The 16,361-nt window shown below is 46.0% G+C and carries 11 protein-coding genes; 3 read left to right on the forward strand and 8 right to left on the reverse strand.

Annotated elements, in window-relative coordinates:
• Nucleotides 1–376: 376 nt before the first annotated feature.
• A complete protein-coding gene (locus GO493_RS21020; RefSeq protein WP_157308202.1) occupies nt 377–1,129 on the reverse strand; it encodes an XRE family transcriptional regulator in 753 nt (250 codons plus the stop codon).
• A 146-nt stretch (nt 1,130–1,275) separates the two neighbouring features.
• On the opposite strand from GO493_RS21020, the gene GO493_RS21025 reads away from it, so the two are divergent.
• Nucleotides 1,276–1,731, forward strand: coding sequence for a cytochrome B (locus tag GO493_RS21025; protein WP_157308203.1), 456 nt, complete (start codon nt 1,276–1,278; stop codon nt 1,729–1,731).
• Nucleotides 1,732–1,791: 60 nt separating this feature from the next.
• Here the strand turns inward: GO493_RS21025 and GO493_RS21030 are convergent, their stop codons facing one another.
• Nucleotides 1,792–2,466, reverse strand: a complete 675-nt coding sequence (locus tag GO493_RS21030) for an SdpI family protein (protein WP_157308204.1) — start codon at nt 2,464–2,466, stop codon at nt 1,792–1,794.
• A 209-nt stretch (nt 2,467–2,675) separates the two neighbouring features.
• Here GO493_RS21030 and dinB point away from each other — a divergent pair, with 209 nt between their 5' ends.
• Together dinB and GO493_RS21040 are read left to right on the forward strand one after the other, a co-directional pair.
• Complete coding sequence (dinB, locus tag GO493_RS21035; protein WP_157308205.1) at nt 2,676–3,890, forward strand: DNA polymerase IV; 1,215 nt, start codon at nt 2,676–2,678, stop codon at nt 3,888–3,890.
• A 9-nt stretch (nt 3,891–3,899) separates the two neighbouring features.
• On the forward strand, nt 3,900–6,851 hold the full coding sequence (locus GO493_RS21040; protein ID WP_157308206.1) for a DNA polymerase III subunit alpha: 2,952 nt from the start codon (nt 3,900–3,902) through the stop codon (nt 6,849–6,851).
• Between the two features lie 55 nt (nt 6,852–6,906).
• On the opposite strand, the gene GO493_RS21045 is transcribed toward GO493_RS21040, so the two are convergent.
• From GO493_RS21045 to GO493_RS21070, 6 genes are all read right to left on the reverse strand, one after another.
• A complete protein-coding gene (locus tag GO493_RS21045; RefSeq protein WP_157308207.1) occupies nt 6,907–8,229 on the reverse strand; it encodes an aspartate kinase in 1,323 nt (440 codons plus the stop codon).
• Between the two features lie 76 nt (nt 8,230–8,305).
• Nucleotides 8,306–9,379 (reverse strand): Ldh family oxidoreductase, encoded by a 1,074-nt coding sequence (locus GO493_RS21050; protein WP_157308208.1) that lies wholly within the window; start codon nt 9,377–9,379, stop codon nt 8,306–8,308.
• 15 nt (nt 9,380–9,394) lie between these two features.
• Nucleotides 9,395–9,709, reverse strand: coding sequence for a DUF3467 domain-containing protein (locus GO493_RS21055; RefSeq protein ID WP_157308209.1), 315 nt, complete (start codon nt 9,707–9,709; stop codon nt 9,395–9,397).
• A 159-nt stretch (nt 9,710–9,868) separates the two neighbouring features.
• The gene (locus GO493_RS21060; RefSeq protein ID WP_198315786.1) at nt 9,869–11,206 is read right to left on the reverse strand and encodes a SusD/RagB family nutrient-binding outer membrane lipoprotein; all 1,338 of its coding nucleotides are present in this window, start codon (nt 11,204–11,206) and stop codon (nt 9,869–9,871) included.
• A gap of 18 nt (nt 11,207–11,224) precedes the next feature.
• Complete coding sequence (locus tag GO493_RS21065; protein ID WP_157308211.1) at nt 11,225–14,458, reverse strand: SusC/RagA family TonB-linked outer membrane protein; 3,234 nt, start codon at nt 14,456–14,458, stop codon at nt 11,225–11,227.
• Nucleotides 14,459–14,909: 451 nt separating this feature from the next.
• Nucleotides 14,910–16,349, reverse strand: coding sequence for a SusD/RagB family nutrient-binding outer membrane lipoprotein (locus tag GO493_RS21070; RefSeq protein WP_157308212.1), 1,440 nt, complete (start codon nt 16,347–16,349; stop codon nt 14,910–14,912).
• Between the last annotated feature and the right edge of the window lie 12 nt (nt 16,350–16,361).

Here is a 16,361-nt window from a genome sequence, read left to right on the forward strand (position 1 = left end):
AAATTCAACACAAGCCAATTAAGGACGGTAAATAAGATACAGAAGAAGGGCATCCACACAAAAAAAGAAAGAAATCCGTCGATGCCATGGTACTCTTTACCATTGGCAGTTACAGGAGTAATGTTTAAAAGTGTCAATACAGAACCTAGTAAAAAGAACGGTAGTGTCGCAAAGATATATGCAAAAAACACTCGCTTAAAGGAAAATCTTTTTTCTTTCATTCACTAAAAGTAATCCTATTTTCCAGCGCAAAAAACTGTTCAGGAAATCGCTTTTACAAAGGCAAAAACAGTTTCCTGAACAACGGGGTTTGGCCTGCGGCCTGCTATAAATATCTGCTGAAATAATGTTTTAAGAGGGCAAACTTTTCTGAGAATTAATTCTTCATTTTCTTCTTCAGCATACTTACCTGGTCCTGCAAATGACTAACCATATCAGCCAGGTGATTTACACTCAACCTGCTTTGCTGACCGGTTTTGCTGATAATGGCATCAGACTGCCAGAGTTCCAGGATCTCCTCCATACCTACTGCATAAGGCTCGTACTGGGGGTTATCAGATACAAGGGTTACTTTCCCTTTGCTCCGGTTGCTTTTCAGCAAACGTTTATATACAATTCCTTCCCTGCTGGTTACAACAATATATGCTTCATTGTTACGGATATCTTCCCAGCCATCTACTTTATGACAAACTATTACTGAGCCTGAAGGTGTAGGCAACATAGAATCTCCCGCTATTTCAAAAGCGCGGTAGCTGCCGGCGCCCATCATAGGAAGAGTAAAGGTGTTCAGTTCTTCAATGAATTCATCATCATTATATCCTGCCAGGTACCCTGCCGCTGCTTTTACCGGTACAAATTCTATCTGCTGACGGTCACTCGCCATTTTCTGCTGGCGGCGTTTTTCCAGGAAGCTCTCTTTCTGAGACCCTACATCGCGCCGTAACAGATCATCAATCGATACACGGAACATATCACTTACCAGTTCCAGTACTTCTGTACGGGGCTCTGCCCTTTCTTCTTCGTAAGCGCCTAACAGGGACCGTTTAATTCCCAGTTTATCAGCAAACTCCTGCTGCGTCCAGCCTTTCTGCTTACGCAGGAACTTTAAATTGCGGCATACTACTGACATAATCTAAATAATTTAGTACATTACTAACAAAATTAGCATATAATTTTTATAATAACCAAATATTCTTGTTAGAATAGTATCTCAGTTTGAGTTTTTTATCAAGTTACCTTGACTTATTTTTGCCCCTAAATCCAACTCACTATTTTATGCATAACACGCTGTTAATTATTCACTCGCTTTTAAGATGGGCTATTTTGCTGGCCGGGATATGGGCTGTTCTCCGTGCGTTTAAGGGCGTTAGTGGTAAGACTGCCTTTACAGGCGCCGATAACAAAGCAGGGCTTTTCTTCATGATCTTCTTTGACTTACAATTGCTGGTAGGTCTGTTACTGTATTTTGTAAGCCCTACTGTACAAACTGCATTGGGAGATATGAAAGCTGCTATGAAAGATGGCATATTACGTTTCTATGCTGTTGAGCACATTACCATGGGCATTATTGCCTTTGTACTGGTGCACATTGGCAGGTCTAAAGTGAAGAAAGCCACTACAGACGCTTTAAAGCACAAGAAAGCGCTGATCTTCTTCGGTATCACCCTGATACTTGTACTCCTCCTTACACCATGGCCTTTCCGTGAGGCAGGCAGAAGCCTTCTCTGGTAAGCTGAAAGATAATATGAAAAGGCCGGCGTGAATCACGCCGGCTTTTTTATTTTAATGCTACTATCCTTTGTCTGTATGGAACAGTCTGAATGAATAGATATAGGGCAATGCAGCCAGTATAGCACCGGCAAAGATCAAAAGAAATACACCGGTCACTACCGGCAGGAAAAAACCTATAATGATCATAGCGATACCTGTACATAACCACAGGGTGCCGGCAAAGTGATGCGTTAACCGCCAGATATCGTCACTCTGTAATGTCCATGGTGTACGTACCCCTATGAAATAGTTCGGCTCCAGGCGTCTGAGGTATATTCCCAATACTCCTATCAGCATTCCCACGCCTGTAAATACCCAGCGTTCTACTACAAAAGGATGCCCCTGGCTGGCCATGAAGATAATGGCAGCAGTGAAAATAGCCAGGTAGATGTGGATCATAAAACGGATCTGGTAATACTTTCTGTGGTATACAGCCATTTCATGGGGCGTCATCTCCGGGTCTTCCACATGCGGAATGTACCGGAACAGGAAATATAACAAACCATTGGTGAAGAAAAGAAAGGTCATCAACAGGAGGAAGTCACTTTTATTCCCTACCCGTTCCGCTACACCATCTACATTGAAGTTTGTTGGCATCACTTCAGGCATATAAGGCCAGATTATCCCAAGGTAAGCCATTGGCAAGATCAATAATAACAATAACAGCAGTTCCTGGCCTATTTCCGGCTTTTTCATGAGAAATGTGTTTTGTTCGTTTAATTGCGGCAAATACTGTACCTGCCTTTATACTTATATAAACCGTTATACCCTGTTAATTGTTATTAAATCCTTGCGCGAAAGCCTTTGAAAGCGGAACTGGCCCATAGCCGGCAGGAAAGACGTTACTAATTATTTTAGCATAAACTAAAAATATTAGTACCTTTACCGGACAAGCCGCCAACTGAATGATCTCTTTACAACACAGATCTATTGCCCACTTTGACCTGGATTGCTTCTTTGTCTCAGTGGAATGCCGGGATGACAACAGCCTGAAAGGAAAACCTTTACTGGTAGGTGGTATAAGTGACCGGGGCGTAGTAGCCGCCTGCAGCTACGAAGCCCGCCGCTACGGTATCCACTCCGCTATGCCCATGAAAACAGCACTCAAACTCTGCCCACACGCCATTGTCAGGAAAGGCGATCCGGAAAAATACAGCAAACTCTCCAGGGAAGTCACAGAGATCATTGCCAACCATGCCCCCCTATACGAGAAATCTTCCATAGACGAATTCTACCTGGACCTCACAGGCATGGACAAATTCTTTGGCTCCATGAAATGGACGGCCGAGCTCCGGCAGGAAATCATGCGGGAAACACAACTCCCCATCTCCTTCGGGCTGGCATCTAACAAAATGATCTCTAAAGTAGCCACCAACGAGGCCAAGCCCAACGGACAAATGGAGATCTTCTTTGGCGAAGAAAAATCCTTCCTGGCTCCCATGCCTGTAGAAAAACTGCCCATGGTAGGGAAAGAAACCGCCGCACAATTACGCCGCCGGGGAGTAGAAACCATCAGGACCCTCAGTGAGGTACCCATTACCCTGCTGGAGGCATGGCTGGGGAAAAACGGCATCTCTTTATGGAACAAGGCCAACGGATTGGATGATTCTCCCGTAATTCCTTACCATGAACAGAAATCCATCTCCACAGAAAATACCTTCCATACCGATACTATAGATATGAAATTCATGCATGCCGAACTGGTACGCATGACAGAAAAAATAGCCTTCGAGCTCCGGCAACAAAACAAACTTACCGGATGCGTTACCGTTAAGATCCGCTATTCAGATTTTGAGACCGTCACCAAACAGATGACCATTCCCTACTCCTCCAGCGATCATATACTGCTGGAAAAAGTAAAAGAGCTTTTCCATAAACTGTATGACAGACGCCTGCTGGTAAGGCTCATTGGCGTACGCTTCAGCCATCTGGTACACGGCAACCACCAGATCAGCCTGTTTGACGATACCCAGGAAATGATCTCCCTCTACCAGGCTATAGACAATATTAAAAACCGCTTCGGATGGCAGTATCTCATGAAGGGTACCAACACCATTCCGCCCGGGAAAAAGCATGAAGTGAAAGCGCCCGGTATCGTTCCGTATCCAAAAGTGAGATAAACCACTACCATGTATCTCAACTGCAAAACATTCTTCAGCCTGCGCTATGGCACCATAGATACCCGGGAACTGGTAAAAATGGCCCATGAAAGAGCCGTTACCACCCTGGCGCTCACCAATATCAACATCACCTCAGATGTATGGAACTTTATAAAGGTCTGCCAGGAATATTACATCAAACCTATCATCGGACTGGAATGCAGGAACGGCCATGTCCTTAAATATATCCTGCTGGCAAAAGATATGGACGGATGGTTCCGGATAAACCGTTTCCTGTCCACACACCTGCATAAAGAACTGCCCTTTCCCGACCGTGCCCCTGCCCTGCCAGGCGTCTTTGCCATCTACACATGGGGCACTATGCCGCTTAACGAGCTGGCAGCACATGAGCTGATGGGCATCAGGCCCAGGGAACTGAATAAGCTCTTCCGCATCAACACACTCCCCTACCGGGATAAACTGGTGGTGCTGCAACCTGTTACCTTCCAGGATAAGGATTACTACCAGCTGCACTGCATACTCCGCGCTATTGATCAGAACATACTTATCAGCCAGCTGGAGCCACATACCCATGCACAACCGGACGAGACCTTCATTCATCCTGCAGACCTGGTAGAAAGCTTTGAACAATATCCGCACATTGTCAGCAATACCCTGCGGGTCATGAATGAATGTAATATCAACTACAACTTCAAAACCCCACGCAATAAAAAATACTTCACCAGCAGTGCAGAGGAAGATCATGCACTGCTGCGTAAACTGGCCTTTGAAGGCATGCTGAAGCGTTATGGGGCCAGCAATGCAGAGGCCCGCATGCGCATTGAAAAAGAGCTGGACATTGTACAGCAGCAACACTTCAACGGCTACTTCCTCATTACCTGGGACATTATCCGCTTTGCCCGGGAAAAAGATTTCTTCTACGTTGGCCGGGGCAGCGGCGCCAATTCCATACTGGCCTATTGCCTGCAGATCACAGATGTAGACCCTATAGACCTGAACCTCTATTTTGAACGCTTTCTCAATCCCTACCGCAGCTCTCCGCCAGACTTTGATATAGACTTTTCCTGGAAGGACAGGGATGAAGTGATCCAATACATTTTTGATAAATATGGAGAAGAACATACCGCCCTGCTGGGCACTGTTACCACCTTCCAGGAAAACGCTACCATCCGGGAATTAGGCAAAGTATACGGCCTGCCTAAACATGAAATAGACAGGATACTGGATACTCCTTTCACACCAGACCTGAGCGGCGACAACGTACAACAAACCATTCTCAGGTACAGCCGGCTAATGGCCAGGGAAGGCAAGGCTTTTCCCAACCACCTCAGCATCCATGCAGGCGGTATACTGATCAGCGAAGCGCCCATTCATCAGCATTGCACTACTTACATGCCTCCCAAAGGTTTCAGTACTGCCCAGCTGGACATGCACCAGGCAGAAGCTATAGGCCTGTTTAAATTTGATATACTCAGCCAGCGCGGCCTTGGACATATCAGGGATGCCATCAGCATTATCCGGGAAAATAAAGGCGTGGAAATAGATATACATGATGTAAAAACATTCATGAAAGACCCCAATATCCGTCATGCGCTGAAAACGGTGAATACCATTGGCTGTTTCTATATAGAATCGCCTGCTATGCGGCAGCTGCTCCTTAAACTGCAATGCGAGGATTATCTCACACTGGTTGCCGCCAGCTCCGTAATACGTCCCGGGGTGGCCCAATCCGGTATGATGAGACAATATGTGCACAACTTCCGTAACAAGGATAAAGTGCAATACCTGCATCCTATTGTTAAAGAAGTACTGGAAGAAACATTCGGCATCATGGTATACCAGGAAGATGTGATCAAGATAGTACATGAGTATGCAGATATGGACCTGGCAGATGCTGATATACTGAGAAGGGCCATGGCAGGGAAATACCGCGGACAGGACAATTTTGCGAAGATAGAACAGCAGTTCTTTGCCAACTGCCGCAGGTTGCAAAGACCGGAAGATGTGACAAAAGAGCTATGGCGACAAATAGCCAGCTTCTCCGGCTTCTCCTTTTCAAAAGCACACTCTGCCAGCTATGCAGTGGAAAGCTACCAGAGCCTGTTCCTGAAGACATATTTTCCGGCAGAGTTCATGGTAGCCGTCATCAACAACTTTGGCGGGTTTTACAACCGGGAACTGTATTTCCGGGAACTGGCAAAAACAGGTGTTGACATTCAGCCTCCCTGCATCAATAACAGCAACTATTACACGAAAATAACAGGCAATACTGTTTATACCGGTTTTATTCATGTGGAAGGCCTTGAAGTGAAATGGATGGAAGGCGTACTGAAAGAGCGGGAAGCTTATGGACCTTATACCAGCCTGGAAGATTTTACTGCACGTACCAACGCTCCGCCGGAACAGCTGGATATTCTTATCAGGGTAGGCGCTTTCAATTTTGATGTACACACGAAGAAGGAATTACTGTGGAAAAGCAGCCTGCTGCTGAGGCACAGAACAGCGCATGCTGAGCATGTGCAGCCGCTTTTCAGGGAGCAGGCGCCTGACTGCCAGCTGCCTACGCTGGCTTATCATGATCATGAAGATGCTTTTGATGAAATAGCATTGCTGGGGTTTCCGCTTTGCTCTCCCTTCTCTGTTTTAAAACATGAACAGCGCTCTTATATACAGGCAAAAGACTTTAAGAACTTTATCGGGCAGCAGGTATCTGCACTTGGTTATCTTGTTTGTACCAAAGGCATTCATACATCCAAAGGCATTCCGATGAGCTTCGGCACTTTTATGGATGTAAACGGGCATTTTATTGATACGGTACATTTTCCCGACATCTTACGCCGGTATCCTTTTCAGAAGGGTGGTTTTTATATACTGGAAGGGAAGATAACGGAAGAGTATGATGTGTATGTAATGGAAGTGAGTTCTATGCAGAAGATAGGTTATTTTGAAGATAAGATTTGATATAAAAAGAGAACTCCCGCAAAATTTGCGGGAGTTCTCTTTTTTATGTGTCAGATTATTCCAGTCCGAACAATCCTTTATTCAGCAGCTGTAATGTTTTCTCTTTGTACTGTCCGCCTATCAGGATAGAAATGTTATGACGGCTGCCTCCGTAAGAGATCATCCTCAATGGCACTTCATTCAGTGAATCGAACAGTTTTTTCAGGATAGACGGAGTAGCAGCTACTTCGTTACCCACAATAGATACGATGGTCTGATGGTGGTCCAGTTCTACAGAGCCGAACGGCTGCAGTTCTTTCAGCAGCTGATCCAGGTAAGGAGAACCTTCTATGGTGAGAGATACAGCTACTTCGGAAGTAGTGATCATGTCAATTGGTGTACGGTATTTCTCGAACACTTCGAAGATCTTGCGCAGGAACCCGTAAGCCAGGAGCATACGGCTGGATTTGATCTTGATAGCGATGATGCCGTCTTTTGCAGCGATGGCTTTTACACCGTCGCCACTGGGCAGTTCGGTAATAATGGTGCCTTTTGCTTCAGGCTGCATAGTGTTCAGCAGTTTCACCGGGATATTGAAATGCTGTGCAGGCCAGATAGAAGCAGGATGCAGGATCTTGGCGCCGAAGTAAGCCAGCTCCGCTGCTTCGTCAAAAGACAACTGCTCTATCGGGAAGGTTTTCTTTACTACCCTGGGGTCATTATTGTGCATACCGTCAATGTCTGTCCAGATCTGCACTTCGCTGGCCTGGATAGCAGCGCCGATAAGAGATGCAGAGTAATCGCTTCCTCCACGTTTCAGGTTATCTATCTCACCTTTGGCATTGCGGCAGATATATCCCTGAGTGATGAATACGCGCTGACCTTTATTCTTCTCCAGCAGGTTGCCCAGTTTGATCTTGATCTTGGGTATTTCAGGCTCTTCATATTCGTCTATGCTCATGAAGTCCAGGGCCGGCAGCAGTACGGCTTCCACACCCGCTTCTTCCAGGTACACACTGAACAGGCGGGTAGATAATAATTCACCCTGCGCCAGTATGTCTTTATTCAACGCTTCGTTAAAAGATATCTTAAGAATGATGTTCAGGAACTCAAAGTGCTCGTCCACAACAGCAGTAGCCTTTGCACGTGCAGCGTCCTGCTTCACCAGCTCCTGGATGAAGGTCCGGTAATGTGCTTCCAGCTTGTCTATCTGGCCCTTTGCCTGTTCCTTTTTACCCTCAGACAATGATTGCCCTATTTCCACCAGTGAGTTGGTGGTTCCGGATAAAGCTGACAATACTACTATTTTAGGAGCATCATCTGCAGTCACCAGCTTTGCCACGGCATGCATACGTTCAGGTTTTCCTACCGAAGTGCCGCCAAATTTTAAGATCTTCATTTGCTGTTGAATTGTTATATGTTTGATGGTAGCTTTGTTTGCTAAAAAGCCGCAAGTTCGGGTCTTTATGGCTACTTTAAAAATCCAATTTAAATTTTCCTGCCACTTCTTTCAGATCTTTCACTACAGGAGCCAGCAAAGGTATCCCTGCGGTCCTTCTCTCCTGCTCCATTTCCCGCTCAGGATCGCCGGGTATCAGCACTTTTTCGCCCGTTACCGGGGCAGCTGACCTGAAGCGGCCTATCCATTTGTCCATATGTTCCTTAAACTCGTCTGCCGGGCGGAAAGCGTCTACCCTCATTGCTCCCAGGAAATGACCCAGTCCCAGTCCTACCGGGTCTGGCGCCAGGGGCAGGAAGCTTACAAAAGGCGGCGCCCAGGGGCCATAATTAGCGCCTGACAGCACAGCAGAGAATATATCTACTATGGCGCCGAGGCAATATCCTTTATGGCTGCCATGCTCACGGTCGCCCCCAAGGGGCAGCAAAGCGCCTCCCTCTTTCAGCTCATGCGGGTTGGTGCTGGAATGCCCTTCCTTATCCTGGATCCAGCCTGCAGGAGCTTCCTGGCTCTTTCTCTGCAGTATCTCCAGCTTCCCGTTAGCGGCGGTAGTGGTGGCAAAATCGGCCACGAACGGCGGCTGTTCCTTTGCAGGAATAGCCACAGCTATGGGGTTGGTGCCTAACATCCGTTCTGTAGAGAAGGTGGGTGCTACCAGTGGGCTGGCATTGGTCATGGCCATGCCTATCATATCTTTTTCCAGCGCCATCATGGCGTGCTGGCCGGCTATACCAAAGTGGTTGGAATTCTTTACGCTGACCCATCCGCTGCCTACGGCCGCTGCTTTTTCTATAGCTACTGCCATAGCAAAAGGGGCTACTACAAGGCCGAGGCCGCTATCTCCGTCTACGACTGCAGTGCTGGGTGTTTCGTGAACAACGCGGATATTGGGTGTAGCATTGATCCTGCCGGCTTCCCATAAGCGTACATAACCGCTCAGGCGGGCTACCCCGTGGGAATCAATTCCTCTCAGGTCGGCAGATAGCAAAACTTCGCTGGCTGTTGCGGCGTCCTTTTCAGAACAGCCCATACTTATAAAAACGGCTCTCGTAAACTCAAGCAGATGCGGGTAGGATACTATTTGGCTCATTCAATTTACTGTTTATCAGGCCTGTGCTGTTGGTCCGCCAAAATTCATAGGAAGGGAAACAGGTTCCTGGTCCTGTATGGGACCATGTACGGATTCATATTTCTTAATATTATCAACCATAGCTTTCATGAAGCGTTTGGCATGCTGTGGCGTCAGGATAATACGTGATTTTACCCTGGCTTTGGGCAGTCCCGGCATTACATTCACAAAATCCACCACAAATTCCGCATTGGAATGGGTGATAATAGCCAGGTTGGCGTAGATACCTTCCGCAATCTCCTCGCTCAGCTCGATATTAAGCTGATTCTGTTCTTCCTGCTGATTTTCCATGTTATTCGCTTTTTTGCGGTACAAATGTAAAAAAGAGCGCTTAAAATGAAAGGTCTCTTTTTTAGGGAAGGATCTGGCCTGAAAACAAAAAGCGCTTTAGCATTGAGCTAAAGCGCTTTTTTGTGAGTGCAGAGAAATCTGGCCTGCGGCCAGTTGTTACTATTGTACATCCCACCATACGCGGCGTGTAAGCCTTGTATTGGCAGGGGTATTAGAGTTATAACGTACCTCGCTGCTTGGATAGAACAATGTGCGGGGCAGTTCTCCATTCAGTACATTACCGGAAGGAGCGGTCAGCTCAGGATAACCTGTTCTTCTCCAGTCAGTCCATACTTCAGGGCTGAGGAACAGGGCAATATATTTCTGAGTGATGATGTCTTTCAGCGTGATATTTGCAGCTGTTTTAGCCACTGTAGCAGCATAGGCTGTATTGTTGATAGTCCTGGTCAGGTTAGCTTCCACAGCTGCATTATAAGCGGCAGCAGCGGCAGCAAGATCTCCATTCCTGAACTGCAGTTCAGCTTCGATAAATTTCAGCTCGTCATAAGACATGAAATAAACCGGGGAGTTAGCTGAACCATACAGTTCGCCCAGGGCGGTATTATCAGAAGGATCATAGTACACATCATAGCGGGGATCGCCGGCATCTGCCATCAGGTCATTCAGGTAACCATCAAAGGTAATGTCCGCACGTTGTGTATTGAACTGATACCAGGGCGCCTGCGTACTCACAGCATCACTACCCACGAATTTTATAAAAGCAGCTTCTCCACTGCCAAACCCTTCAGATATCTCAGCCAGACCTTTAGCAACAGAGGTATTATCTATTTTTACTGTATGCAGGTATAATTTAGCCTTCAGAGAGTGGGCAAATTTGATCCACATGCTAACATCGCCGCCAAACAGCAGGTCTTCAGACCCTGGTGTTGAAGGGCTATCATCATCTGCTTCAAGTGCAGTAATAGCCTGGTCCAGCAGGGCATGCAAGGCAGTATAGATAGATTGCTGACTGTCATATTTAGGCTGGGTGTTGATCAGGCCCTGAAAAGCTTCAGAGTAAGGAACATCTCCCCAGAAATCTGTTACCTGTGCCAGGTCATTTGCCAGCAGGATCTTACCAACTGCTGCATAGTGGGGCATATTATCAGATGTAGCAATCCTGATCAGCGTGTCAATATTGCCCATAATAGCACCATAGAAGCCTGCATACCACATATTATCCACATCATCCGGTGTGATATTGTAGTTATTGGCGCTGGCAGACTGGTTAGCTGCACCTGTTGTCTGCTGCATGAAAATAGATGGGAAACGGGAAGCATCTCCACCCCATGTATAAGCGCTTTGCAGGATCACACTGGGCAGCAGGTTAGTCGGAGTAGGTCGCTGTAACTGGGAAGGGTCGTCATTAATTCCACGATAGAAATATGACTTTCTACATCCCTGTGCAATCAGCAACAGGAACATCATCGGTAGTATATATCTGGTTATACGTAACATAGTCATAACATTTAAGGGTTAGAATTTAAATCTCAGGTTCAGACCAAAGCTGGAAGTACCCGGCATGTTGAAATAGTCTATACCCTGTGCATTGGTAGCACCTGTAAGGCTGGTTTCCGGATCTATACCTTTATATGGAGTCCACAAGATGATATTCCTTGCAAACAGGCTTACATTAATGCCCTTAATAAATTTAGAGTTCTTGAATTTTTCAGTGTTAAAATCATAACCCAATGTTACTTCTCTCAGTTTCACAAAAGAAGCATCGTCAATGAAGGTTTCTGTCTGTGCACCGAAACCACCACCGTTGCCCAGGTACCAGGCTTCATCCAGCGGTACTTCAGTACTATTGGTAGCACCTACACCTGGTTTTTCTGCTCCACCTTCATTGTGTACTATTTCACCGGCACTGTTCAGGTGGCCCATCACACCTTTGAAGAGATGATTTTCACCCCTGTTGATAGTGTAATAAGATGTACCGATAGCCTGCAGGGAACCGCGGGTACCATTCCACATGTCACCGCCTTTTTTCCAGTCTATCAGTGCATACAATGAAAATCCTTTGTAAGTAAAGGTGTTGCCGAAGCCCATCAGGAAGTCAGGGTTAGGGTTACCTACCCTTGTCTGTTCTGTAGAAACAACAGGATAACCGAAGTCGCCGGACTGATCACTGATCACGATCCTGCCCTGATCATCACGTTTCCAGCCATAAGCATAGATAATACCAGCCGGCTGGTTAGGCAGATGTGATATGGTTGTACCGGTAAAACCGTTCACAGTGATCTGGTTGATGCCGGGAGCCAGCGCCAGTACTTTACTTCTGTTCATGCTGAAGTTAACGAACGTTTCCCAGGTAAAGTTCTTGTCCATTACAGGTTTTGCTGTTACAGACACTTCAAAGCCATGGTTCTGGATAGAAGCTGCGTTGCGGTTCACATACTGGAAACCTGTAGAACCTGCTAACGGAGTACGTACCAGCAGGTCTGTTCCTTTGGAGTGGTAGTAAGTTCCATCAAAGCCTATACGGTTGTTCAGGAACTGTAACTGTAAACCGAATTCGTAAGAGTTTGTTTTCTCCGGTTTCAGGTTAGGGTTACCTAACACGTTATTCAGGATGAAACCACTTACACCATTATAAGGGAAGGAAACGCCGCTGGTATAACCATCAGCATATGTAGTAGGTACATAGAAAGATTTGGTCAGGAAAGAACCCGGATCTTTACCCACCTGGGCAAAGGAGGCGCGTACCTTACCAAAGCTCAGTATGCTTCCGCCTTTCAGACCTTCAAGCTCTGTAAATACAAAGCCTAAGCTAGCAGAAGGATAGAAGAAACTATTCTTATCTTTTGGCAGTGTAGAGCTCCAGTCATTACGTCCTGTAATTTCCAGGAACAACATTGACCTGTAGTCCAGGTTGATGTCGAAGTAACCGGATACCCTTCTGTAAGGAGTAGGATAGTTATAAGACTTAACTGTTGTAGCATTACTGATGTTGTCATATCCCGCTGCAACAAGACCATCGCCCTGAGTATATAACTCATCCAGTTTACGGCTGTAATAGTTATTACCCACTTTTACATCCAGACGAAAATCTTTCGATAACTGTTTGGCGTAGGTAACGATCGCATCAGAGTTTACGCTTCTGTAAGTGTACCTGTCATCAAAGATACGGCCGCCAGGATAAGCGCCTGACTGGATCTCGTAATACTGATGACGGTTATCCTGGTAAAGGTCTGTACCTATGCGGTAAGTAAAGGAGAAGTCTTTCAGGAAATCCCAGTCAAACTGTATGTTACCAAGTAAACGGTTTACGTTGGTCAGGTATGGGTTCTTCAGGATGGTCCAGTACGGGTTATCGTATATGCCATTCCTGTAGGAACGAACCAGACCGTTTGAATGATAGATAACACGTGGATCTTCAGCATCCAGCCCATCATAATTATTACTGAAGGTAACAGGCGTTCTTGTCAGACCCAGCATGATACCAGATACGTTACTACCGTTCTGCGGCATACTACCGTTAGAGTTGGTGTAGTTAATGCTGCTGGACAACCTTACTTTTTCAGATACTTTCAACTGACCAGCCAGTGAGATGTTGAAGCGCTGGTTATATTGTGTTGGTACAATTGAATTCTGGTAGTTATGAGATACTGATGCACGGTAAGTAGCTACATCTGTACCGCCTGTAAAGGAAAGAGAGTTGAGATAAGTAGGAGCTACTCTCCAGAAATCCTTTGTATTATCATATGGTTTGAACTTGATCTTGGCGTTGGCATTGGATGCACCTACCACGTCTCCGTGCGGATCATATTCGTTCGCAACCCCGGTCCAGTAGAGTGTATCTACATCAGGGCCCCATGAGTAACGGTTGGAAGATGTGAATGGAGCCAGATTCCCTCCGGAACCTTTACCATATTTCTTCTGGATCTTTGGCAACCTGTTCACTGCGTCAAAGGAAATACCAGTGCTGAAGTCAACACTCACACGGCCGGCTTTACCTTTTTTGGTAGTGATGATAATGGCACCGTTGGCAGCATCAATACCATAAAGAGCGGCAGCAGCCGGTCCTTTCAGGACTGTAATACTCTCGATATCGTTAGGGTTGATATCTGCACCACGGTTTGTATTGGTAGCACCCTGCAGCAGCTGGTTGGTACCATCTGAAGGGTCGCCGGAGTAGTTCTGTGAGTTATCGATCGGAACACCATCTACCACAAACAGGGGTTGGTTACTACCTGTCAGCGAGTTGGTTCCTCTCAGTTTAATAAAGGTAGCAGCGCCGGGAGTACCTCCGGAACCAGTTACCTGTAAACCGGCAACTTTACCAGACAGGCCTCTTAAAGCGTCTCCCTGGCTGGCTTTCACCAGGTCGTCACCTTTTACGTCCTGTACTGCGTAACCGAGAGCTTTCTTTTCACGGCGGATACCTATACCGGTTACTACAACTTCCTGTAGCGCCGTGTTATCCTGGGTTAATGAAACAGCCACGTTGCTGGTTGAGCCAACTGCTATTTCTTTAGTTGTAAATCCTACACTTCTTACCTGTAGGACAGCATCGTTTCCGTCTACCTGGAGACGGAAGTTTCCGTTTTGGTCAGCAGTGGTCCCCCTTGTTGTCCCCTTTAGCTGGACTGTGGCATAGGGTACAGGTGCACCGTCTGCACCTGTGATTTTACCCACAATTTCGCGTTGCTGAGCGTAAGCAACTGTTACTAAACAGATTAGTAAAACAGTAAGTAAATTTTTAAACATAATTGCGTTTTTTATTGATATGGAGTCACACCATCAAATTGAATATAAACACACCGGCATGGCGGTATGATCTAATGAAGACATTAAACATCACCTTAAGATTGCTTGCAATAAACCGAGTAGTCCTGGCTATACTTTTGTTGCTTTGATCATTACGTTTGATTTAGATTTTGGATCTGTTGCATGGAGTCCTCTTTTTGGTATAACAAATAGATTAACAGACGGTTCAGAAAATTAACAAAATAAAGGTCCCACAGCAAAAACGCTAGTCATATACCATCTAAAATCACATCTGAGCCGAAGCTGATTATGCTAATATATAAAAAAAAGACTTTTGCGAAACTACGACAATCTTTTTTTTTAGCGAAACATTAACATAAAATACAAGTGTAAAAAAACGCTTCCTCCCCTGAAAGGGAGGAAGCGTTTCATCTATCTAACGGAAAAATGTTTAGAATTTATCCCAGAAAAGCTTGGTTGTCAGTTTGTCTCCGCCAATTGCTGAAGCGGCTTCTTCATACTTTGTCTCGTTAAGGTTCTGTTCACTTACAGGGTAAGTCAGCCTTACGGGAATGCTTGAATAAGCAATGTCAACCGGAGGATTAAAGATAGGATAGTCCAGTCTTCTCCATTCCAGCCATGCATCATAACCCCTGTTATACAATGCAATGTATTTCTGTGTACCGATTTTTTCTTTCCAGGTACCTGTTGCCGTAGCATAAGCAACTGAGGGCTGAGCCAGGTAAGTCGTTACCTGCTCTCCGCTGCCACCCCAGTAAGAGATGGAAGCAGTGATACCGTTAGTATAATGTTCAGCAGCTGTTCCTGTTACTGCCAAACCGCGCTCAGCAGCTTCGGCCAGTGCAAACTCTACTTCTGAGTAATCCAGCAGCAATGCTTCGAAATCAGGAGCGGTCACTTTGGCGCTTACATGAGAGTAGGAAGAATATACATTACCGGAACCATAAGTACCCCCTACATAGTTACCTGAAGCAACTGCAGTGAAATAGAAAGGCCTTCTGGGATCATTACGTGTATTCATAAGATCTACCAGGGTGCTGGCAATCACATAGTCGGTACGTTTGCTGTTCACCAGGTCAACCCAGATAGGGTTGGTGTTAGGCTGAGAAGTGAGATATTTCAGCACTGCGTTATCTGCGTTGGAAGTAAACACGTTGGAAGCTACTTCACTTACAACAGCGGCAGCCTGGGCTTTAGTATCATCATTATCTGCTATTACCAGGGCCATTTTCAGGCGGAGGGAATTTGCGAATTTAACCCACTTACCGATATCTCCTTTATAAACCAGGTCCTGTGAACCGAAGCTGCCCTGACTGGCGTCCAGTGCGGCTACGTCTGTTTTCAGACGATCCAGCAAATTGAGGTAAACTGTTTTCTGGTCGTCAAACGTCGGGTTCGGTATATTAACGTTCATAGTCTCAGTATAAGGCAGGTTGCCAAATGCAGTTACCAGGACAAAGTAAGTATATACCTCATTGATATCGATGATAGCAAGTTTGTTGTCTTTTATGGTCTGATCTATATCTGAAAGCGCAGAGTCACCTTTGATCAGGTTCTTTGCAGCGTACAGATCTTCCAGCACATCCCGGTACAGAGCATGCCAGAATGCCTGGGGAATATTACGGGTTGCAAGATCATAACGGCTCTCGTCAATATACGTTACCTGCGCCTGCTGCTGTGCCAGCAATCTGAAAACGTTCAGGTTAACGCTGTTAGACGTCATGTTATCGTATAAGTTCTTCTGGGCAGAAGTGAACAGCATATCTCCGGGCACATCGGTCGCCTTCTTCGGATCGTCATTCAGGCTGGACAAATCGGAGCAGGATGCTGCCAGCATTAGCACTGATATATAAGCAAATATCTTTTTCATGTAATTTTCTTT

The sequence above is a fragment of the Chitinophaga tropicalis genome, from assembly GCF_009758205.1.
Lineage (GTDB): Bacteria > Bacteroidota > Bacteroidia > Chitinophagales > Chitinophagaceae > Chitinophaga > Chitinophaga tropicalis.